Raw genomic sequence first — 22,620 nt, forward strand, 5'->3', positions numbered from 1 at the left:
GCTCAGCGCTTACCGGGTTTGCCGGCACGTTCCAACGCCGCTTCCAGCAGCGGCAGTTGCTCGCTGCCGACCGGGAGCTCGCGTTCGAGCTTTTCGATTTCTTCGCGGAAGTCGGCTACGTCCTGAAAACTGCGATACACCGAGGCGAAGCGCACATAGCCCACATGGTCGAGTTTGCGCAGCTCGACCATCACGTATTCGCCCACGCGCAGCGAACCCACTTCGCGCTCGCCGGACATGCGCAGCTGATGCACCACCGCGCGCACCGCCGCTTCGATCTGTTCCTCGGACACCGGGCGTTTCTGCAGCGCGCGGTCGAAGCTGGTGCGCAGCTTGCGCGCGTCGAACGCCTCGCGCCCGCCATCGCTCTTGACCACCGTCGGCAGTTTCAGTTCGATGGTTTCCAGGGTACTGAAACGCTCGCCGCACGCCTCGCACTCACGGCGCCGACGAATCGTCGTGCCGTCTTCGGACACCCGCGAATCGATCACGCGGGTGTCGTTGTGCTGGCAAAAGGGGCAGTGCATCAGGTTGCCGAGATTGGTGAGTGGGGATTAGGGATTGGCAACAGCAGAAGCAAAGACGCGCTTGCCGCGCATCCCCAATCCCGAATCACCAATCCCGGCACCTCAGCCATACACCGGATACTTCTTGCACTGCGCAGTTACTGCGTCGCGCACCTTGGCCAGCACGGCTTCGTCGGCCGGTGCGTCCAGCACGTCGGCGATCCAGTTGGCCAAGTCGATGCTGTCCTGCTCCTTGTAACCGCGCGTGGTGATGGCCGGGGTGCCCAGGCGCAGGCCCGAGGTCACGAACGGCGAACGCGGGTCGTTGGGTACTGCATTCTTGTTGACGGTGATGTGGGCCTTGCCGAGCGCGGCCTCTGCATCCTTGCCGGAGACATCGCGGCCGATCATGTCGACCAGCATCAGGTGGTTCTCGGTGCCGCCGGAGACGATCTTGTAGCCGCGCGCGATCAGCGTGTTGGCCATGGCCTGGGCGTTCTTGACCACCTGCTGCTGGTAGGTCTTGAAGGCTGGTTCCAGCGCTTCCTTGAACGCGACCGCCTTGGCCGCGATCACGTGCATCAGCGGGCCACCCTGGATGCCGGGGAACACGATCGACTGCAGCTTCTTCTGCAGCTCTTCGCTGGCGCCCTTGGCCACGATGATGCCGCCGCGCGGGCCGCGCAGGGTCTTGTGGGTGGTCGAGGTGACCACGTGCGCATGCTCCATCGGACTCGGATAGACGCCGGCAGCAACCAGGCCGGCGACGTGCGCCATGTCGACGAACAGATACGCGCCCACGCTGTCGGCGATGGCACGGAAGCGCGCCCAGTCGATCTTCTGCGAGTAGGCTGAGAAACCGGCCACGACCATCTTCGGCGTGTGCTCGGTGGCCAGGCGCTGGACCTCGTCGTAATCGATCAGGCCCTGCTCGTCGACGCCGTACTGCACCGCGTTGAACAGCTTGCCGGAGACATTGACCTTGGCACCGTGGGTCAGGTGGCCACCATGGGCCAGACTCATGCCCAGGATGGTGTCGCCGGGCTGCAGCAGCGCCAGATAGACCGCCTGGTTGGCCTGCGAGCCGCTGTGCGGCTGCACGTTTGCGTAGTCGGCACCAAATACCTGCTTGATGCGGTCGATCGCCAGTTGCTCGGCGATGTCGACGAACTCGCAACCGCCGTAATAGCGCTTGCCCGGATAGCCTTCGGCGTATTTGTTGGTCAGCTGGCTGCCCTGGGCCTCCATCACCAGCGCGCTGCAGTAGTTCTCGCTGGCGATCAGTTCGACGTGATCCTCCTGGCGGCCAACTTCAGCGGCGATGGCCTTGGCCAGTTCGGGGTCGTAGGTTTCCAGTCGGACGTCGCGCGAGAACATTCGAAGCTCCGGGGCAGCTGCAGCCAGTAGGGCCGCCGATTGTAAGCCCCCGCCGCACGGGTGACCAATCGCGCTGCTGGTGCGGGCAATGCGCCCGGTTGGCCGGCGCGCGGCGCAAACGGCAAAGGCGCACCGAAGTGCGCCTTTGTGTGATGACCGGCCCGATTGCTCGGCGAGCAACCCGGTGCCTGCTCAGTTGTTGAGGACCAGGTCGGCGATGACGCCGGTGGCAATGGCGACCAGCAGCAGATTGCCGGTGTTGTCGCGCTGCCAACGGTAGCCGTACGGCGGGCGACGCAGGTTGTAGCGGTCATAGTCGTTCACAACATAGACCGGTCCGTGATAACGCTGGCCACGGGCCCAATACGGGCGCGGCGGCGGGCCAGCGCGGTAGTAGGTGGGGCGATCGTAGACATAGACCCGGTTGCGGTCGTAGCGACGGTCCTGATAGCGGGCATCGCGATAGCCCTCGCGGTAACCGTTGCCGTAATAGCGGCGGTCGTCGCGACGTTCGGCCCGGCGGTCATCGCGCCAGTCGCGACGGTCGTTGCCCCAGTTGCCGCGATGATCGCGGCCGCGGTCGTGGCGATCGTCGCGGTCATGCCCGCGGCGGTCGTGGTCGCGGTCCCAGTCGCCGGCGAACGCAGCCGGGGCCATGGAGCCCAACGCCAGGATGGAAGAAAGCACAACAGTGACGATGCGATTGCGGTTCATGACCAGCTCCTGTTTGCGATGTCGCAATTTCATTAAGACGTTGCTCGCCTTAACGCATTCTTGCTGGAATCGATTACGAAAACGCCTATTCAGGTAATAGGTAGGCTGCCGTTTAGCTACACGCCCGTCTGCCGCGGCCCCGGGCACTTGCCCGTATAATCGGCGCAATCCCTTTTCCGCCGCCTCCGGCCTCGGCCGGCGGGCTGCCTGCGTCCACGGAGCACCCATGTCGCAATATATCTACACCATGAACCGCGTCAGCAAGGTGGTCCCGCCCAAGCGGCAGATCATCAAGGACATCTCGCTGAGCTTCTTCCCGGGCGCCAAGATCGGCCTGCTGGGCCTGAACGGCGCGGGCAAGTCGACGGTGCTGAAGATCATGGCCGGCGTGGACACCGACTTCGAGGGCGAAGCCCGTCCACAGGCCGGCATCAAGGTCGGTTATCTGGCCCAGGAACCGCAGCTCAACCCCGAGCACACCGTGCGCGAGGCGGTGGAAGAAGGCGTGGGCGATGTGCTGCAGGCCCAGGCCGCGCTGGATGCGGTGTATGTGGCCTATGCCGAAGAAGGCGCCGATTTCGACGCGCTGGCCAAGGAACAGGAACGCCTGGAAGCGATCCTGGCCGCGGGCGATGCGCACACCCTGGAAAACCAGCTGGACGTGGCCGCCGATGCGCTGCGCCTGCCGCCGTGGGAAGCCATCGTGGGCAAGCTGTCCGGTGGTGAAAAGCGCCGCGTGGCGCTGTGCCGCCTGCTCCTGCAGAAGCCGGACATGCTGCTGCTCGACGAACCGACCAACCACTTGGACGCCGAATCGGTGGAGTGGCTGGAACAGTTCCTGGCGCGCTACACCGGCACCGTGGTGGCGGTGACGCATGATCGCTACTTCCTGGACAACGCCGCCGAGTGGATCCTGGAACTGGACCGCGGCCGCGGCATTCCGTGGAAGGGCAACTACACCGACTGGCTGACCCAGAAGGACGAGCGCCTCAAGCAGGAAGACAACCAGGAAAAGTCACGTCAGAAGGCGATCCAGAAGGAACTGGAATGGTCGCGGCAGAACGCCAAGGGCGGCCGCACCAAGGGCAAGGCGCGTCTGGCCCGCCTGGAAGAACTGCAGTCGGTCGATTATCAGCGCCGCAACGAGACCAACGAGATCTTCATCCCGCCGGGCGAGCGCCTGGGCAACTCGGTGATGGAGTTCAAGAACGTCTCCAAGAAGTTCGGCGACCGTCTGCTGATCGACAACCTGTCGATGATTGTGCCGCCCGGCGCCATCGTCGGCATCATCGGCCCCAACGGTGCGGGTAAGTCGACCCTGTTCAAGATGATCACCGGCCAGGAAAAGCCCGATTCCGGCGAAATCGTGGTCGGCCCCACCGTGCAGCTGTCCTACGTGGACCAGAGCCGCGATGCACTGGAAGGCAACCACAACGTGTTCCAGGAAATCGCTGGCGGCCTGGATATCCTCAACATCAACGGGGTGGAGATTCAGTCGCGCGCCTACATCGGCCGCTTCAACTTCAAGGGCCAGGACCAGCAGAAGATGGTCGGGGCACTCTCCGGTGGTGAGCGCGGTCGTCTGCACATGGCCAAGACGCTACTGCAGGGCGGCAACGTGCTGCTGCTCGACGAACCGTCCAACGATCTGGACATCGAAACGCTGCGTGCGCTGGAAGATGCGTTACTGGAGTTCCCGGGCAACACCTTCGTGATTTCGCATGACCGCTGGTTCCTCGACCGTATCGCCACGCACATCCTGTCGTTCGAAGGCGACTCGCATGTGGAGTTCTTCCAGGGCAACTACCGCGAGTACGAAGAAGACAAGCGTCGCCGTATGGGCGATGACGCGGGCCCGAAGCGTCTGCGCTTCAAGGCGCTGAAGTAAGCGCGTTCAAGTTGTCACGATCAGGGCGCCGCTAGGCGCCCTTTTTGTTTGTGGGGCTGGGGGCGGCGGGTGTGAATGTGTGTGGTGCTGTTTGGTGTGCGGGTGTGTGAGGCGTTGGCGCAGGCAACGCTGGTACGCGGCGTATCTGAGCGATTACGCGGGCGCTTGCGCTTGCCATGATTGGGTACATCACTAGTGGTCGAGGGCGCGATGCCCTTGCCGCTTCCGGGACACGCCGTGAATCCGTCCGTGGAGGCTCCGTAGCGGCATCCATGCCGCCACAGGGTCCCGGAAGCGGCAAGAGCATCGCGCCTGTCGCGTTCGTTGAGGACTGATGGAAGCAAGCTGCACCATGCGGTGCGAGGTGAGTCTCTGGGCGCTGCGTTGGCTCAGCATCGCGATGCATGCGCTACACAACGTGTGAGCCGCAGAGTGACGCATGGTCAAGGTTGAGCGGCCAGCGGGCATTGCCACGCATCAAACGCAATCGCTTCGGCACGGCCGCGTTTGCGCACGTGACCGTGCCCGGATGAAGTAACGCGTTACAGATCGTAGGACAGCACGTCTTCGAAGCCGAAGGTGTCGAAATTCTCGATACGCGAGGGATACAGGCGGCCGACCAGATGGTCGTATTCGTGTTGCACCACGCGGGCATGGAAACCTTCGGCTTCGCGTTCGATCGGGCTGCCGTCGGGGGCGAAGCCGCGATACCGGATGTGGCGGTAACGCGGGATCACCGCGCGCAGGCCGGGAATCGACAGGCACCCTTCCCAGCCGTTTTCCATCTCGTCCGACAGCGGTTCGATCTGCGCATTCGCCAAGGCCGTGCGCGGTACCGTGGGCGCGTCCGGATAACGCTCGCTGACTTCGAAGCCGAACACCATCAATTGCAGGTCCACCGCGATCTGCGGAGCGGCCAGACCGACGCCGTGCGCATGATCCATGGTCTCGAACATGTCGGCCACCAAGGCATGCAACTCGGCACTGCCCAGGTTGCTCACCGGCGGCGCCACGCGCAGCAGGCGCTTGTCGCCCATGCGGATAATTTCGCGAATCATATCGATGCTCCTCAAAAACACGACAGCGATTTTAGAACGGCCAACACACGCTAGCGAGCGGCTGCCGGGCGGGCATGGGTGGCGCCAACCGCAGTGTACGAGGGCTACATAACGCTTCCTGGCACCGGCCGCGCCTGCCTGTGGTCAAACATACCTGCGGTTGAACGGTTGCTTTGCTGGTCGCTCTCAGCGCGGCAGACGCAGTGCGATTAGCGGTGCAGACTGCCATGGCGCCAAGCTGCCAATCCGTCCGGCCTGGTGGTCGCGCAAGCGTTTTATTGCTTGCTTTTAGCGCAGCAGCCGCAGAGTGGGTAGCGATGCAGTGCAGGACTGCGATCCGCCGCAGCGCTCAAGCGCCGATCCGCTGCCCGCGCTCGTCCAGCACGGGTTCGCCGTCTTCCTTGGCGAATGCGCTGGTGGCCGGTGGCAACAGGTCGAGCACCCGCTCGGATGGACGACACAGGCGCGTACCCAACGGCGTCTGCACGAACGGTCGATTGATCAGGATCGGGTGCGCAAGCATTGCGCTCAACAGTGCGGCGTCCTCCAGCGCGGGATTGTCCAGTCCCAGTTCCAGATACGGCGTGCCCTTCTGACGCATGGCATCGCGCACCGACAGGCCGGCATCGGCAATCAGCGATTGCAACGTCTGCCGGCTGGGCGGGTGCTGCAGGTAGTCGACGATCTGCGGTTCGATGCCGACATGCCGAATCAGCGCCAGCGTGTTGCGCGACGTGCCGCAGGCGGGGTTGTGGTAGATGACGGCGTGCATGCGTGACCTGTTCGGTTCGATGGATGCGTGTGTCGCTGCGATCGTTGACGATCGAAGCGCTCTGCAGGACGCGCAGTGTACGAGTGGACGTGTCGAGTCCGTACACGCACATCTGCGCTTTCCTGCAGGCCTGTCTGCTTGCCCGCTGCGGCCTATCGCTGTGCTGGCTGTTGGTTTCTGACTGCTGGTTGGTCACTGCCGCTTGCCGCTCGCAGGCATTGGGTGGCCGGTGTCGACTGCGTCGTCGCGGCGAAATCCTGCCCCCCTCCTGCGGAGCAGCAAGGCACCGCGCGCGCAACTGACGCGACTTGTCTTGGTGCGTCCGCGCCACCCGCACGGGCCGGGGCGAGGAGCGGCATGGAGGTGTGCGGCGGCCACCTTGGTGCAGTGAGGTCTACGAGGTGCGGCCGCCCTGCCCCTCCCGGGCGCGCGCTCCCTGGGAAACAGGAAGCGCGGCGATCTGCCGCACACCGTCGCCAGGGCGTCAGATTTCTGACTAGAACGCCCCAGGACCGCTACCGATTCCCGAAAAGCATCGTGGCGCAAGCGCGAGGCTGACGTTTTCAGGACATCTGTTCGCATTCAGCGCACCAACTGTCAAAAGATTGACACACATCACGGATTCATGGTTCAGTCATGAACAGACTGAAACGGAAGTATCTCCCGAACTCCGGTGTGTCGCACGGCGTTCTTTCTGCGGTTGGACTTAAGGAAATCCCAACGATGATGAGCTTTCGCAAGCCCGGATGGATGCTGTCCGGTGTGCTGTGTGTTGCCTGCCTGCCCGCTGTTGCGGGGGCGCAGGACGTCGCCGCCAGCTCCAAGGTCGGTATCGATCCCGTCACCGGCAAGCTGCGTCCGCTGACCGACGCCGAGAGTGCGGCGCTGGACCAGCAGGCCGGCTCCGCCGCCCGCAGTGGGGCGAGCCGCACGACAGTGCCGCAGACCGAGGCGGCCGCACGCGCCACCGAGCGTCGCCTGCCCAACGGCACCGTGGCGCGCAAGTTGCCGGCCACGCAAATGAGCTCGCTGACCGCGACCCGCCAGGCCGACGGCCGCATCGTGATCGAGCACAGCGACGACGCAGACACCCAACCCGCCCACGCCGAGCACGGAGCGCTGCCGCATGAATAAGCCCTTGTTGCTGTTATCCCTGGCCGTGGGCGCGGCGCTGGCGCCGCTGCATGCATCCGCTGCCAACGTCACGCTGATCAATGGCGATGCCGGCACCGTGGTCGGGTTGAACGACCCCACCACCGCGGCACCGTTGGGCGGCAATCCCGGGCGGTCGGTCGGCGAACAGCGTCGCATCGCCTACCAATACGCCATGGATCTGTGGGGCGCGGTGCTGCAGAGCAACGTCGAAATCAAGGTGTATGCCTCGTTCGCAAGGCTGACCTGCACCGCCACCGGCGGCACCTTGGGCCAGGCCGGCCCGAACTGGATCGTCAACGACTTCCCCGGCGCCAAGGCCAATACGCTGTATCCGTCCGCGCTGGGCGATGCGATCGCCGGGCAGGACCTGGTACCCGATCCGGCCGATCCGGCCGACGTGTTTTCGCAGTTCAACGGTGATCTGGGCAAGGACGACTGCCTGGCCGGTTCGGGCTGGTACCTGGGCCTGGACGGCAAGACCCCGGCAGGCCAGATCAACTTCCTCAACGTGGTGATGCACGAGATCGGCCACGGGTTGGGCGCTGCCGGCTTCCTCAACAAGACCACCGGCGTGCTCGGCTCGGGCAGTGGTCTGACCGACGTCTACACCTCGCAGGCCTTCGATAACGTGCAGAACAAGCGTTTCGACGACCCGACCATGACCAACGCCTTGCGCGCCGAGGCGATGCGCACGCCCGGTCGCACGGTGTGGGCCGGCACCCGCGTCAATCGTGAGGCGGCGTTGATCCTGGACCCGCGCACGCTGCTGCAGGTCAGCGCGCCGGCCGCTGCGGCCGGCAAGTTCGAAGTGGGCTTTGCCAGCTTCGGGCCGCTGGCCAGCGCCGGCAATTTCCCGGCGCGCGCAGTGGTGACCATCAATGACGGCGTTGCCGCCGCATCGGCCACCGATGGCTGCGAAACGCCGTTCGTCAATGCGGCCGAGGTGGCCGGCAAGGTGGCGCTGATCGACCGCGGCACCTGCGCCTTTGCCATCAAGGTCAAGAACGCACAGCTCAACGGTGCGGTGGGCGTGATCGTGGCCAACAACGCCGGCGGCGTGCAGACCATGGGCAATGCGGCGCCGCCGATCACCGACATCACCATCCCGGCGATCATGGTGTCGCAGGCCGATGGCGCACGGTTGAAGAGCAGCACCGGCGTGGTGGCGGCGCTGTACGAAGATCCCGAGCTGCTGCAGGGCACCGACAGCGCAGGCCGCACGCGGTTGTATGCGCCCAGCGTGGTGGCCGGTGGTTCGACGTTCTCGCACTTCGATACCGATCTGCAGCCCAACGCGTTGATGGAACCGTTCGATACGCCGGAAGTGCAGGCGCATCTGAACATCGACCTGACCCCTGCGATGTTTGCCGATATCGGTTGGACCTTGAACCGTGGCCTGACCCGGCTGGGCAACTGCAGCACGCTGGTGCCGACGGTGGAAACCGGCGGTCTGATCGTCGGTGCGAACCTGACCGCCGAGAGCAGCCTGTGCAAGACGCAGAATGCCGGTAACCGCTTCGGTTATCTGACCTGCATGAACGATCACATCCGCGAACTGGAAGACCAGGGTGCGATCAGTCGTCTGCAGCAGGCCGCCACGTTTATCTGCGCGACCAAGGTACGCCCGTAACCCAGGCGTAGACGGTCAGATGTCATGCGAACGGCGCCGCAAGGCGCCGTTCGTTTATGCGTAATCAGCTGTGTACTGGATGCAGCCATGTGCGTCGATGCAGTGCGCGCCATCGCACCTCGACGTGGCGCAGAGCGATGCACTGCGTCTGCGCAACGGCTACAACCGCATCAGCTGTGTACTGCATGCAGCAATGTGCGTCGATGCAATGCGCGCCATCGCACCTCGACATGGCGCAGAGCGATGCACTGCGTCTGCGCAACGGCTACCACCACTGGCCTCGTTAGGGAAGCTCTGGACAACGCATCCGCGTGTTTTCGATCAACACCGCTGCCATCTTCACTACGCGCAACTGCTAGATATTCAGCAGTGGAGGCCGCGCGCGTGAGCGACATTCCAGGTTCCCCCGTCATGCCGCGCGTTGTTCAGCCCTTCCTTCGCTTACACCACGCGCTGCCGTGCCTTACCGATCTGCGGCATACGGCGAGGTCAGCACCTGCGGTGCGCGACCCAACGCGGCGCCCAGGCGATCCATCACAAAGCGCAGATAGAGATTGCTGCTGAACTGGTTGTAGTCGCGTGCATTGTTGAAGGTCATGCGCCCGCCCAGGAACAATTGCGGCGCCACCTGCCATTCGGCTGCGCCACTGAGGTTGTACGACACGCCGGTGCGGCTTTCGCCCGCATACACCGGGTCGGTGTAGCGGTCGACCAGGCCGAGCAGCGCCGCCAGCGATGCGGCGTCGTAGGCGGCCTGCTGCAGCGTCGGGTCGGTGGGGAAGTACGGCGTGGGGTCGGTCTTGAAATGCTGCACGCCGACGCTGGCATCGACCTTCCAGTTGACGCTCTGCCCGGCGCTGCGCCCGCTCCAGTGCACCGGGAAACCGAGGTCCACATATTCCTGCGGGCTGAAGTAACCGCCGTGGCCGTACGTAAATCCACTGAGGTTCTTGTCGTACTGCATGGCGGTCAGATTGACGCCGGCGGTCAGCGACTGATGCTGGGTTTCCAACGCATGTACGTAGAAGCCCAGGTCGGCCTGGCGGTGGTCGTTGTCGGCCACGTTGTTACCGATCAAGCGGTGCGCGGCAAGGTTGGCATACCCACCGAGCAGGCCGTTGTCGGCAGTGGCAGAGAGCACGATGCCGTTGCTGGTGACGCCGCCCCATTCGCGGCCGCTGCGTGCATCCTGCGCACCGGCGAACGACAGCACGCTGTCGGTGACCGCGCGCCGCGAGGCATCGACCGACCAGCTCACCGTGTCGCCGATCTCGCCGCGATAGCCGACCCCACCGACGACGTTCTGCTCCTGGAACCCGATCGGCGTGCTGCCCACATCGGCGCTGAAACCGCCATTGCGATAGCGCACCCCCACACCCACGCCGGTGTCGTCCTGGCTGAGCCGGCGCGCACCATTGCCGGTGGCGGCCATGCTGTTGAGCGTGGCCGCCAGCGAAGTGGGCGTCTGCTGCGCGGCAGCGGTGCTGCTGGCCAATGCCTGCAACGCGGCACCGTCGCCGGCGGCCAGCTGTTCGCTGATTGCGGTATTGCTGAGGATGTCGCGCGCCAGCTGCGCAATCGGCGTGCTGGACGCGTTGACACTGAGCAGATATGCCGGCAGCGGCTCGTTGGCCAACGCGGCCAATGCCGCCGGCGTGCTGTTGTTGTTTTCGGTCAGCAGTTCGCCGAACAAGCCGGTATTCAAGGCGTAACGGCGCAGGCGTTCGCGTGTGGCGACGTTATCGCCCTGGGTGGCGAGCAACTGATACACCGACGAGTTGGTCAGCGTGTCGATCGGGCTGCGGTCGGCGGCAAGCGCATCGTTGACTGCCGTCTGCGGGCCGGCGCCGAAACGGCTGGCGGTGGCGTAATCGGTGGTCAGCGTGCCGGCATCCACCACGGTGGGCGTCAGCGTGACGCCGAGCTTGCCTTCGCCCACCGCAAAGTCGGCCTGCACCGGCATTTCGATGTCGTCCAGTCGGCCAAGGCCGTCCTCGCCATCGCGCGAACGATACAGCGCGCCACCGGCGAGGTTGTCGCTGTTTTCCGATTGCACGGCGCGCAGTTCGTCGAGCACGCTGTTGCCGCTACTGGGCGCGCGCGTTTCTTGCGCGGCAACGCTGCGCGAAGGAGTGGTGTTGTCCGGCACGAACGCGGGAGCGCTGCGCGTGGGCAGGCGGGTGCGGCTGTTGGGCGCCGGCATGAACGAGGGTGCGGCGCTGGCGCTCACCGGCTGCGGCAGCGTATCGACCGTGTTGCCGGCGTAGGCATCGACGGCTGCGGCGGTGGCGAAGCGTGCAGTTACCGGTTGGGTGGCGGCCGGCGGCTCCAGCGCGACATCCGCAAACGCGTTACCCGCCGGCATGCGCTCGGACAGCACTGCCGGCGAGCGCGGCATGGCGCCGGTCATCCCGGAGAACGGATTGAGCGGACGGCCGGCCGAGGCCACTGCCGCCGGGCCACGTGCGCCCGGCAGGCCGTTGTCGAGCTGACCGGCCTGGCGCTGCTGCGCGGCCAGCGATGCGCGGAAATACTGCTCGGCCTTGCGGTTCTTGCCGGCGCTGCGATACACGCGGCCGGCGGCGGCGAGCACGTCCGGCGATTCCGGCGCCTGCGCCAGCGCGCGCTGCAGATAACTCTCGGCGTTGCGCAGATCCGATTGCGCGGCGGCGCTGTTAGCCGCGGCGGTGAGTGTGTCCAGATCGTTGGGGTGGCGCTGCAGGATCTGCTGATAGATCGCCAGCGCCTGGCGCTGATCGCCGGCGGCGGCATACAGCCGTGCCAATGCCGCCTGGGCGTCACGGTTGTCCGGTTGCTGAGCCAGGATAGGCGACAACGCGTCGTAGGCGCCTTCCAGATTGCCGAGCTCGCGCAAGGCATCCACCTGGCGCAGCGTGTAGGCGCTGCGCAAGTTTTGATAGCGACGCAATTGTTCCGGCGTCATGGTGGTGGACTGCAGTTGGCGCAGCACCGCCGACAACTCGGCGTCCTGACGCGCACGCAGCAGCACGCCGGCATATTGCAGGCGGTCTTCGGTGCGCGGATTGGCACCGGTGACCAGCCGCTGCGCGAGCACCAGCGCGCGCGAGGCATTGCCGGCGTCGGCATGCGCGCCGGCCAGGGCGGCCAGCAATTGCGGATCGTCGAGCTGGTTGCCCAGCGCGGTTTCGGTACGTGCGAGCAACTGCTGCGCCTCGCCCACCCTGCCCTGCTCCACCAGCAGCCGCGCCTGACGCGCCTGCAGTTCGATCCAGGCGTTGGTGCGCAGTTGGGTCATCTCCGGCGTACGCGCTGCGGCCGGGATGCGATCCAGACTGTCGTACGCGCTCTGCCAGTCGCCGCTTTCCTGTGCGAGCAAGGCGTTGGCGTGCAGCGCTTCGGGTTGGTCGCCGTGCACGGCAAGCAGGCCATCCATGACGCTGCGCGCCTGATCGGGGCGGCCGGCCTGTTGGTACAGGCGGGCCAGATCCAGCCGGATCCAGGCATCGCCGGGGCGTTCGACCATGGCCGCTTCCAGCTCGGCCTGCGCGCTGACCGCATCGCCGGCCTCCAGCGATTGCCGCGCGCGGGCGCGCTGCACATTGGAACGCAACAAGGCTTCGCCACCGGATTTGGCGCGCTCGGCGGCCGGCAGGCGATTGAACAATTCGCTGGCTTCGGACATGCGCCCCTGGCGGCTGTACAGCCCGACCAGGCCCTGCAAGGCGCCGGCATTATCGGCATCGCGCGACAGCGCCTTGCGATAACTGGCTTCGGCCGCAACCGGGTCGCTGGCGCTTTGCAGACCGCCCAGCGCAACATGGCCGGCCGGCTCGTTGGGCAGCAGCTGCACCGACTGCTCCACCAGCTGGCGTGCCTGCGCGATGTCACCGCGTGCGCGTGCGGCCTCGGCCTGCTGCAGCTGTTGCCAGTAGCGCGCGCTGTCCAGCGCACCTTTCCATTTGCCATTGCTGGCGGCGGCCGGGCGCAGCAGTTCCTGCGCTTCGGCAAAGCGTTGCTGACGCAACCGCACCGAGCCCAGGCCGCCCAATGCTTCCGGGTCGCGCGCACGGGCGCGCAGCACCTGGGTGAAGCGTTGTTCGGCCGCGCTCAGATTGCCGGCATTGAGCGCACGAAAGCCCTCGGCCAGCGCGATGCCATTGGGGTCGGCGGGCGCAGCGGCAGCGGCCGTGCGTTGTTCGCGCAATTGACCGAGTTTGGCGGTCACTTCCGCATCGGCCGGGCTGCCGGCCAGAAATGCCTGATACAGCGGTGCATCGGCCGTGCTGGCGTTGAGCCACAGCAGCGCCTGGCGCCAGCTGGTACGCGCCGGGCCGCCCACATCGGCGCGTTGGGCAAGCGTGCGCAATTGCGCGATGCCTTCGCGACGGGTGGGTTCGCGATAACTCAATACCTGGGCCAGCGCCATCTGCACGGACGGGTTGGCCGGGTCGCTGGCCTGCAGCGTGCGCAGACCATCGCGCGCACGCTCCCAACCGGTCGGCGTGCCGGCCAGCGATTGGTAGTACTCCAGCGCAAGCGTCGGCGGCGGCGCCTTGCCGGCAAACACGGCCTCGTAGCTGCGCGCGGCTTCCACATAGCGCCCGGCCGCGGCGGCGCGGCGTGCGTTGCGCAGATTGGGGTCTTCGCCGGCAGTGGCGCTACCGCGCGCACCGATCGCCACGCGCAGACGCTGCGCCTGCGGCGATTGCGGATGTGCGGCTTCGAGCTGCTGCAGACGCTTACGTGCCTCCGACTGACGGCCCTGCGCCAGATCGATCTGCGCCAGGCCGAGCAAGGCGTCTGGCTGGTCCGGATCGATGCCGAGCAGCTTTTTCCAGGTGTCGGCGGCAAGATCGTCGCGTCCCTGGTCGTGCCAGTAGTTGCCCTGCCCGACCAGTTGCTGGGTCGCGCTGGTCTGCGCGTGCACCGGTGAGACGAGCAGGCACAGGTCGATCATGCCGGCGAGGTAGAGCGGGGTCAGGTTTTTGCGGAGCATGCAGGCGTTCTCCAGGCGGGCAGCAGGCGCCCGTCTGCGGCAAAGCGGTAGCGGTTTTCAAGCCAGCCCTGTCCGAACAGGGCCAGTGTGCGTTCGAAATACGGCAGCGCAGCGGCGGCCGGTGTAGCGGCGAGCGGAATCCGCTGCGCCTGTGCCTTGAGCAGGATGGGCTGACGCAGCGCGCTCAGGTAAGGCAGCAACGCGGCGGAAAACCCCACCGGCACGGCGCCGGTGCCCACGCCGCGGGCGGTGTCGATCTTTTCGGCGAACGCGGTGCCCGCGGCCAGCAGGTCAGCCGGGCCGGACAAATCCTGCAGCAACTTCGCGCGCAGCGGCTCGCCTGCATCTAGCATGCCGGCCCACAGATACACGCGGATGGCATCGTAACTGCCTAGATTGCCGCGTTTGGGATCGGCGCCGAAGGCCTTGCCGTCCCACACCGTCCAATCCGGTGCAAAGCCGACCGGCGCACTGTCGTGCAGCACGCGCGCAGCGTTGGCGGCGATCGCCGCCCACGGCCCCTTGGGGTCGGCGTTGGCGCAGCGCCGTAGTACCTGGATCGGCAGATAACTGGGATTGAGCGTCCAGCGGCCCGGTTCGACAAAGCCGCTGCGGCCGGGCAACAACATCGGCCCCAGCCCTGGCAGCGTGGCCACTTCCTGGGTGCGCATCAGTTGCAGGATCTGCTGGCCGGCCTTGCCGTAACCAGGGCGGTTCCACAGCCGGCCGGCTTCCAGCAAGGCGTAGGCGATCCACAGCTCGCCATCGCTGGCGGTATTGGCATCGAGCACGCGCCACTCGCCGCTGCCATCGCGGCCCCACAACCAGGCCGGCAGATTGAGATCCGGGCGGCCGCCGCACAGGTTGTGCCGGGTCCAGCCCAGCACCTTGTCGAACAGCACCTGGTCGTTGGCCACCAGCGCGAAGAACAGCGCGTACGACTGGCCTTCGGAGGTGGAGCGTTGATCGGCGTTGAGAAAGTCCACCACCCGGCCATCGGGCTGGATGTGCTTGGACACGAACGCGTTCCACAGTGGCCAGGCGCCGCACTGTGCGGGCGCTGCCGTCGCGCCGGCCGGCAACAGCGCGGCCAGTGAGGCCAGTGCACCGGCGCGCAGCAGGCCGCGGCGCGTCATGGCACTGCCGCGCGCGGCCGCGTTCATGCGCCGTGGCCGTCGTTGAGGCGCTCGGCGGTATGCCGGCGCAGCAGCACGCGCGCGGCCAGTGCCAGCAGCAGCGCCAGCAGCACCACGGTCAGGGCCAGCCACACCGGGTGATGCGAGAAGTACCAGCGCAACCAGGTCGGCAGCGGCAAGTGACCCACGTAGTAAGTCTGATTGCCGACCAGGCTGGTGACCTTCTTCTGCTGCAGCAACACCACGCTGCCCTGGAAGTCCTTGAGCAAGGCCGGGTCGAACCAGGCATCGAACAGACGATTCATGTTGGCCGGGTCTTCGGTCTGAAACGCGACCACACTGCGGCCGGATTTCAACGGCGATTCGAAACCCATCAGCAGCACGTCGTCGGGCTGCGGCTGCAACGCGATGTCGGTGGTGGTCGGCAGATCGGTGCGGCGCGCGTCGAAGGACAGGAAGCCGGGTAGTTTTTCGAACAGCCAATCGGTCAGGCCGATGCGGCGGTTCTGCCCGTCCTGGCCCACCGGCAGCTGCGCACGCCATTGTTTGAACAGCGGTTGCGATTCGGCGCTGCCCAGCAGCAACAGATCGCGATCGGCGTGCTGCTGCACCGCGCTAGCGGCGATGATCTGCGCATGCAGTGCCGGGTAGCCGGTGGACGCACCGAACCTGCCGAGCAAGGTCAGCACATTGCCCAGATCCTGGTCGCCCGGATTATTGGGCAGCACGATCGCCGATTCGGACAGATCGGCCAGCCGCGTGAACGGATAGCCGGCGTTGGCGAACGCGGCCAGATTCGGCATCGCCATGTAGTGATCGAAACCGCTCAGGTCGATGGTGGAATCGGCATCGATGGCGCCGGAGACATCCGGGAAGGTGTTCTTGCAGGCCTCGCCTTGCGGGCGATCGAAAAAGAAGTGGAAGCGCAGCTGGCTATTGGCCGAAAACGCGCCCACCGGCAGTGTCAGATCCTGATGCACCGGCATGTTGCCGCGCGTGCCCAGGCTGTTCCACCAGCGCACCGGCGTGGACTCGGCGAATGGGCGGCCGGTCAGCGGCAAGGTGGTCACGAACGACTCGTTGATGCTGACGTTGAGGGCGGACTTGTTGTCCTCTTCCGGCAGCGTGTAGCGGTACTTCAGCGCCACCGGAATGCCGTCGCGCTCCCACACGAACAAGTCCGGCGGCAGCTGCAAACCGACCCGGATCAGGTCCGGGTGATAGCCGGTGACGTTGAGCGCGCCGGGCTGGGTAACCAGATCGCCGAAACGCACCGGATGCTCGCTCGAAATCCATTTGGGCGCGTCGTACGGCCGACGCGGCGTCGGCGCAGACATCTCGCCTATCCGCGCCACCGCACCGGTCAGCGGTGCGCGCAACGCCAGCGCGGTGGCCGCGCGTTGCAGATCGTCGGTGTTGCGGCCGAGCACCAGCAGCAGCTTGCCGTTGGGATCGGTCGGGTTGACCACGACAGCAACCGTCGGCCCGCGGATATCGGCCACACCGCTGTCGGCGGTGGCGAACTGCGCAGGCAAGGTGTTGGGCGTGGCGAACACCACCGCGTTGCCGCTCGCTGGCAAGCTGCTGGTCGAGGCCGGGAACACCGCGCCGCGATAACCGGCCAGGGTGCCGAACCACGATGCCACGGTGCCGGCCGCCTGCAGCGTGGCCATATCCGGCTGCTGCGGGAAATAGAACGGCAGCTCCAGACGCCGCGTATCGCGCACATCGAAAAACGGCACCGGCAGCAGCGCCAGGTTGTTGGCCAGCGCCAGCGGCGTGGTGGTCAGCGACAGGCTGGTGGCCGCATCCACATTCGCCCACAGGCTGCTGTGGTCGGGGTCTTCGCACTCGCGGGTGTAATGCCCGATGAGTTGCAGGTTGAGCTGGTTGTAGTCGGTGATCAGCCGCGGGTCGATCGGCAGATCGGCCGACAGCAACTTGCCGGCGTTGGCCTTGTCGGTGGGCAAGCTCGCAACGGTCACGCCGTTGATGGTGACCTTGACGTGCGACAGGTCCGGCAGCAGCGACGGCGAGTAGCTGTATTTCAGATTGAGCGTGGCAGCGGTGACGATCTCGTCGCTACGCACGCTGAAGGGCACGCCGGCACTGCCCTGCACACCACGCAAGGTAATTTCGTAATCGATGCCCAGATCGCGCAGCGTGGCCGCGCGCGCGCTGCCGGCGGGCGGTGTGGCCGCGGTAGGCACGACCGCTGCGGCGCTGGCACTTTGCGCATCGGCGCCTGTCTGCGCGGCAGGCGCCGTCGGTGCGGTCTGTTGCGCCTGTGCCAGACCGGCCAGAAGCGTGAACGCACAGGTCAACACGGCCGGGGACATTCGCATCAGTTGCTTCTTTGCAGGGGAAAGGGAAACACCACGCATCACGCTCACGACTCCAGGTCCGCGCGCGCCGGGCGGAAGCCCTGACGCGTGCTGTCCACCATATGCCGACCCAGGCGCCCGAATCCGCGCGCACTGGCGGCCAGCACCTGGCCCATCGAGCGCCAGAACGAATCGCGATCGTGCTGGCCCCATTGCGACAACCAGATATCGGCACGCGCAAAGGTCGATGCCACCAGCCAGCGTTCCTGTTCCATCGACATCTCGGTGAACTGGATGCTGACCTGACCATCGCGATCCTGACGCACCACGGCCGGCAAGGTCTGCTCCACACCGCGATGACTAAGCCCGATCTGCACCGTCGAGCCGGGTTCGATCGGCTGCGGTTGCGCGAGCTTGATCGCCATGCCGCCGGTGGAAAAATTCACCGAGCGGCAGGCCAGCACGCCGCCGTCGGGCAGATACAGATTGACCGGGACATCCAGCGGCACCCGGTGCGCGCTACGCACCTGGCGGGTTTCGCTGGCGGTAGCGATCGTGGCGCCCAGCAGCACCATGTTGTAGAGCGTCCAGGCCAGGTTGAACCAGATCGTCTGCTGCTCGCCGCTGCCGCCGACATAGATCAGCCGCAGCACGCCGGCGACCACGCCGGCCACGTTGAGCAGCAGCAGGAACAGATACGGCTTGGCGATCTGCGCATCGAAATAACCGCGCGCCACCAGCCCGCCCTTGGGCGTGACATTGAACTTGCCGAGTTTGGGATTGAGCAAGGCCACCAGCGTCGGGCGAAAGATGTACCAGGCCAGCGTGGTCTCGTAGACCTCGTTCCACAGCAGATGCCGGAAGCGGCTCTGCACGCGCAGATTGGTCAGATTGGCCTGCAGAATATGCGGCAGCGCGTAGGCCAGGATCATCAATGCCGACGCCTGGATCACATGCGCGCCGAAGAACAGATACGCCAGCGGTGCGGTGAGATAGATGATGCGCGGCAAGCCGTAGAAGAAATGCAGCATCGCGTTGAGATAGCACAGCCGCTGCGACAGCTTGAGCCCGCGGCCGAGCAACGGATTGTCGATGCGCGCGATCTGCGCCATACCGCGCGCCCAGCGGATGCGCTGCGCCACGTGCCCGGACAGGCTCTCGGTGGCCAGACCCGCTGCCTGCGGCACCGCCAGATACGCCGTGCGATAGCCGCGACGCTGCAACTTGAGCGCGGTGTGCGCATCTTCGGTGACGGTTTCCACTGCCACGCCGCCCACCTCTTCCAACGCAGTGCGCTTGATCACCGCGCACGAACCGCAGAAGAACGTGGCATTCCATTGGTCGTTGCCATCCTGCAACAAACCGTAAAACAGCTCGCCTTCGTTGGGCACCTTGCCATGCGTATCGAGGTTGCGCTCGAACGGGTCAGGCGAAAAGAAATAGTGCGGCATCTGCACCAGCGCCAGCTTGGTGTCGCGCAGAAACCAGCCCATCGCCACCTGCAGGAACGAGCGGGTCGGGATGTGGTCGCAATCGAAGATGGCCACGTATTCGCCGCTGCATTTTTTCAAGGCGGCGTTGATGTTGCCGGCCTTGGCGTGCGCGTTGTTGGTGCGGGTGACGTAGTTGATGCCGACCTCGGCACAGAACTCGCGGAACTCGTCGCGGCGGCCGTCATCGAGCAGATAGATGTTGATCTTGCCGGCCGGCCAATCGATCACGCTGGCGGCCAGCACCGTGGTGCGCACCACCGACAACGGCTCGTTGTAGGTGGGAATGAACACATCCACGCTCGGCCACAGGCTCTGGTCGGCGGGCAATGGGACCGGCTTGCGATTGAGCGGCCACAGCACCTGAAAATAGCCCAGCACCAGGATCACGAACGCGTACAGCTCCGCACCAAGCAGGCCCAGGCCGAGGATGAAATCCACCGCGCTGCCCACGCCCATGGTCTGGGTCATGCGCCACCAGATGTAGCGGCACGACACTGCCAGCGACATCCCCATCATCATCAGGATGACCACCCGCCCGCCACGGTTGCGCACCGCCAGCGCCACTGCGAACAGCACGCCGGAGAACACCAGCTGCTGGGTGACATCCATCGGGACTGCGACCACGAACACCAGCAGCAACGCGCCCAGCAGCCACAGCGCCCAGGTTGCCAGCGTGGGCAACGGTGATGCGGAACGAAGGCTGGCAGTGGTCATCGGGCAATCCTAGGAACGTGGCAGACGTACGGCAACGCGGCGACAAACGCATCACGCGCTTGCCGGGCATCACGGAAGGGAGCGCTCAACGCGAGCGCAGGCGCTGCAGCGGGCTGTGCGCAGAGGTGCGCGCGTCGGCCTGCAGCAACCGCTGGAACAGCTGTTCCAACGGCGTCTGCGCCGGCCGCTCCAGCGACGACAGGCCGCGCGCGCCAGGCTCATCGCGTTGCCGCAATTTGCGCAGCGGTGCCAGCGCATCGCCGGGCGATACGCCAACCGTCTGGTCGGCAAGCGCCGTTGCCTGCATCACCGGCGACGACGGGGCCACGAGCGGTGCCACTGCCGCCGACACTGCGGGCGAGCGCGCTGTCGGCACGTGTACCGGCGCGACCACAGCCTCCGTCGCAACCGGCGCTGTCTGCGCAGCTTCCGGCGCCTCGACAGGCGCCACGCCCGGCTTGCGCGGCGGCAGCTGGGTGTAGGCGAAATCGTGATAACCCTCGCTCGCCTGCGTCCCCAAACGCGCGAACAGACCCGATACGTCGTCGTGTCCCGGCGTGTTCTTGGTGTTCTTCGGTGCCATCACACTCCCCTTGCCCGATCGCACATGCTCATGCCGTCCGCGCCAACACAAACAGGCGCAGATCGACGGAATCGGCCGGCACGGTCTGCACCGCCAGGCCTGCCAGCATCCCCAATTGCTGGAACCATCCTTCGTAGACCCCTTGCAGGAACCCATCGCTCCAGCCAGCCCCGTCCAGCGCCACGCTCAACGGCGCACCGCCGTGCCGGATCTGCACGTGGTCGGGGTATTCGTCCATTGCGCACTGGCCCCAGTCGCAGCTGTCCCAGATCGCATTGGCGGCCTGTTGCACCTCGTCCAGCGCGGCGCAGGACGCCAGCCTGTGCTCACGCGCGAAGCGGCGGCCGATCCGGGCCATCAAGGTGGCCAGGTCGTGCTCGGGCAGCTCGGCGCCGAACTCCTCGGCCATCGCCCGCACAAAGCCCAGCCACTGCCGGGAGCAGCTCCGCGTGCGGTACAGCGACAAGGGGTCGAGTGCAGGCATTCAACAGGCTTCGCAAGGAAAGGGACGTCACATACGACGGTTGCACTAAAAGTGATGCAAGCGTGATGCCAATGTTAACGTTTGCCAACCAGCGATTGAGAGATGCATCTCACTTTTCCGGGCATTCCCCGACAGCAGGCCGCCCGTTTCGGCAGTTCATGCCGGCCTGCGTCAGTCATTGCCGCCGCTGGTCAGGCCCCTTCGGGCATCGGCGGCAGACCGAATACGTCGCGCAGGTAACGCAGGTAGCCGGCGTCTTCGCACATGCTCTTGCCCGGCGAATCACTGAGCTTGGCCACCGGCTGGTCGTTGCAGCGGACCATCTTGATGACGATCTGCAGCGGCGTCGGCCCCAGGTCGTTGGTGAGGCTAGTGCCCACCCCGAAGGCCAGCCGGCAACGGGTGTGAAAGTGCGCGTACAGGCGCATCACCTTGTCGATGTTGAGGCCGTCACTGAAGACCAGCACCTTGGTCTTGGGATCGATGCGGTGGGCTTCCAGGTGCGCGATCACCCGCTCGCCCCATTCGAACGGGTCGCCGGAGTCGTGGCGCATGCCGTCGAACAGCTTGCAGAAATACAGATCGAAGTCGCGCAAGAACGCGTCTAGCCCCACGATGTCCGACAGCGCAATGCCCAGATCGCCACGGTATTCGCGCGCCCACGATTCCAGCGCGGCGACCTGGCTGTCGCGTAGCCGCGGCCCCAGCGCCTGGAACGCCTGCAGGTATTCGTGCGCCATGGTGCCCAGCGGGGTCAGCCCGTAGTGCTTGGCGAAATACACGTTGCTGGTGCCCACGAACTGCTCGCCCAGGCCATCGCGCAGCAGCGGCAGCAGCTCGCCATGCCAGTGCCGCGAGTAGCGGCGACGGGTGCCGTAGTCGGCGATCTTGCAGCCGGCCGGCATGTTGCGCAGGCTGCTCACCTTGGCGCGCAGGCGGCTGCGGCCCTCTTCAAAATCCGGCTCGGAGGTGTTGCGGAACCACACCTCGTTGATGATCGCCAGCAACGGCACTTCAAACAGGATGGTGTGCAGCCACGGGCCGCGGATGGTCAGCTCGATCTCACCTGGGTGGGTGCTCGATGCCGACAGCTGTACGTACTTGCGGTCCAGATGGAACAACGCCAGAAAGTCGGCGAAATCCGGCTTGATGAAGCGCAGGCTGCGCAGGTAGTCCACCTCGTCCTCGCGCAGGCGCAGCCGGCATAACGCATCAATCTCGCGCGAAATCTCATCGATGAACTGCGCCAGATCCACGCCGGGCGTGCGGCACTTGAAGCGGTAATCGACCTGCGCGGCCGGATGCTGATGCAGCACCGCCTGCATCATGGTGAATTTGTACAGGTCGGTGTCGAGCAACGAATGGATGATCATGCCGCCGGATTATGCCCGCAGCGGCAGTGGCCGCGCGTGCATTGGGCATGACCCGACCGCCGGCCGCGACTCCCCGCCCTGCGTTAAGGGCGCACGCTCCAGCGCGGGGGCCTTGTCGAATTTCCCTGGGCGTCTGCGGGGCCGCATGGGGCTCGCGGTTACTTTGAGCAGCTAAGAAAAGGACGGTGCTCACCGCCAGGCAGGCGCGGCTGGTGCTGGTGCTGGTGCTGGTGCTCGGTGCTCGGTGCTCGGCGCTCGGCGCTCGGCGCTCGGCGCAGCATGCACACGCCGGTTCTGAGCGCGCCGTCCACACCCTCCTGACGACTGCTCGCTACGTTTTGTGCGCAGCGCTTAGTGGCAGGCACCCGCGGCGCCACTCAGATCCACAAGACTGCAGCTCGCAGATCGCAGATCCACCCCCTGAGCAGCTGCTAA

Annotated in this window: 15 protein-coding genes and 2 other RNA genes; 4 read left to right on the forward strand and 13 right to left on the reverse strand. The window is 65.8% G+C overall.

Annotated elements, in window-relative coordinates:
• Positions 1 to 2: 2 nt before the first annotated feature.
• From nrdR to RQH86_RS19700, 3 genes are all read right to left on the reverse strand, one after another.
• Entirely contained in the window at positions 3 to 527 is a 525-nt protein-coding gene (gene nrdR / locus RQH86_RS19690) for a transcriptional regulator NrdR (RefSeq protein WP_005997276.1), read from the reverse strand.
• A 102-nt stretch (positions 528 to 629) separates the two neighbouring features.
• Positions 630 to 1,883, reverse strand: coding sequence for a serine hydroxymethyltransferase (gene glyA / locus RQH86_RS19695; protein ID WP_115561295.1), 1,254 nt, complete (start codon positions 1,881 to 1,883; stop codon positions 630 to 632).
• Positions 1,884 to 2,075: 192 nt separating this feature from the next.
• On the reverse strand, positions 2,076 to 2,597 hold the full coding sequence (locus tag RQH86_RS19700; RefSeq protein WP_055851425.1) for an RcnB family protein: 522 nt from the start codon (positions 2,595 to 2,597) through the stop codon (positions 2,076 to 2,078).
• 226 nt (positions 2,598 to 2,823) lie between these two features.
• Here RQH86_RS19700 and ettA point away from each other — a divergent pair, with 226 nt between their 5' ends.
• Positions 2,824 to 4,485 (forward strand): energy-dependent translational throttle protein EttA, encoded by a 1,662-nt coding sequence (ettA, locus tag RQH86_RS19705; RefSeq protein ID WP_055850852.1) that lies wholly within the window; start codon positions 2,824 to 2,826, stop codon positions 4,483 to 4,485.
• Positions 4,486 to 5,027: 542 nt separating this feature from the next.
• Here the strand turns inward: ettA and def are convergent.
• The 3 genes from def to arsC all read right to left on the reverse strand — a co-directional run bounded on the left by def (position 5,028) and on the right by arsC (position 6,315).
• The gene (gene def, locus RQH86_RS19710; RefSeq protein WP_115512537.1) at positions 5,028 to 5,543 is read right to left on the reverse strand and encodes a peptide deformylase; all 516 of its coding nucleotides are present in this window, start codon (positions 5,541 to 5,543) and stop codon (positions 5,028 to 5,030) included.
• Positions 5,544 to 5,581: 38 nt separating this feature from the next.
• Positions 5,582 to 5,653: non-coding RNA, sX9 sRNA (locus RQH86_RS19715), on the reverse strand.
• A gap of 239 nt (positions 5,654 to 5,892) precedes the next feature.
• On the reverse strand, positions 5,893 to 6,315 hold the full coding sequence (gene arsC / locus RQH86_RS19720; protein WP_311239506.1) for an arsenate reductase (glutaredoxin): 423 nt from the start codon (positions 6,313 to 6,315) through the stop codon (positions 5,893 to 5,895).
• A 723-nt stretch (positions 6,316 to 7,038) separates the two neighbouring features.
• Between arsC and RQH86_RS19725 the strand changes: the two genes are divergently transcribed.
• Positions 7,039 to 7,449 (forward strand): hypothetical protein, encoded by a 411-nt coding sequence (locus tag RQH86_RS19725; RefSeq protein WP_311239507.1) that lies wholly within the window; start codon positions 7,039 to 7,041, stop codon positions 7,447 to 7,449.
• Positions 7,442 to 9,100, forward strand: coding sequence for a PA domain-containing protein (locus RQH86_RS19730; RefSeq protein WP_115561290.1), 1,659 nt, complete (start codon positions 7,442 to 7,444; stop codon positions 9,098 to 9,100). Before RQH86_RS19725 ends, RQH86_RS19730 begins: the two co-directional genes overlap by 8 nt.
• Before the next feature lie 463 nt (positions 9,101 to 9,563).
• On the opposite strand, the gene RQH86_RS19735 is transcribed toward RQH86_RS19730, so the two are convergent.
• The 7 genes from RQH86_RS19735 to pncB form a co-directional block, all read right to left on the reverse strand.
• Positions 9,564 to 14,078, reverse strand: a complete 4,515-nt coding sequence (locus RQH86_RS19735) for a cellulose synthase subunit BcsC-related outer membrane protein (RefSeq protein WP_311239508.1) — start codon at positions 14,076 to 14,078, stop codon at positions 9,564 to 9,566.
• On the reverse strand, positions 14,060 to 15,241 hold the full coding sequence (bcsZ, locus tag RQH86_RS19740) for a cellulose synthase complex periplasmic endoglucanase BcsZ (protein ID WP_311239509.1): 1,182 nt from the start codon (positions 15,239 to 15,241) through the stop codon (positions 14,060 to 14,062). The genes RQH86_RS19735 and bcsZ overlap by 19 nt, the downstream gene beginning before the upstream one ends.
• Positions 15,238 to 17,559 carry a cellulose biosynthesis cyclic di-GMP-binding regulatory protein BcsB gene (bcsB, locus tag RQH86_RS19745; RefSeq protein ID WP_311239510.1) on the reverse strand — a complete coding sequence of 774 codons (2,322 nt, stop codon included), beginning with the start codon at positions 17,557 to 17,559 and terminating at the stop codon, positions 15,238 to 15,240. The genes bcsZ and bcsB overlap by 4 nt, the downstream gene beginning before the upstream one ends.
• A 44-nt stretch (positions 17,560 to 17,603) precedes the next feature.
• Complete coding sequence (bcsA, locus tag RQH86_RS19750; protein ID WP_115561287.1) at positions 17,604 to 19,745, reverse strand: UDP-forming cellulose synthase catalytic subunit; 2,142 nt, start codon at positions 19,743 to 19,745, stop codon at positions 17,604 to 17,606.
• An 85-nt stretch (positions 19,746 to 19,830) separates the two neighbouring features.
• Positions 19,831 to 20,328: a hypothetical protein gene (locus tag RQH86_RS19755; protein ID WP_311239511.1), complete on the reverse strand. Its 498-nt coding sequence runs from the start codon at positions 20,326 to 20,328 to the stop codon at positions 19,831 to 19,833.
• A 28-nt stretch (positions 20,329 to 20,356) separates the two neighbouring features.
• On the reverse strand, positions 20,357 to 20,812 hold the full coding sequence (locus RQH86_RS19760) for a hypothetical protein (protein WP_115527079.1): 456 nt from the start codon (positions 20,810 to 20,812) through the stop codon (positions 20,357 to 20,359).
• A 191-nt stretch (positions 20,813 to 21,003) separates the two neighbouring features.
• Complete coding sequence (gene pncB, locus RQH86_RS19765) at positions 21,004 to 22,185, reverse strand: nicotinate phosphoribosyltransferase (RefSeq protein WP_311239512.1); 1,182 nt, start codon at positions 22,183 to 22,185, stop codon at positions 21,004 to 21,006.
• A gap of 270 nt (positions 22,186 to 22,455) precedes the next feature.
• Between pncB and RQH86_RS19770 the strand changes: the two genes are divergently transcribed.
• A non-coding RNA gene (locus RQH86_RS19770) (sX9 sRNA) lies at positions 22,456 to 22,532 on the forward strand.
• The last annotated feature ends 88 nt before the right edge of the window (positions 22,533 to 22,620 follow it).

Origin of the sequence: Xanthomonas sp. WCS2018Noco2-27 (assembly GCF_031843525.1) — a bacterium.
GTDB lineage: Bacteria > Pseudomonadota > Gammaproteobacteria > Xanthomonadales > Xanthomonadaceae > Xanthomonas.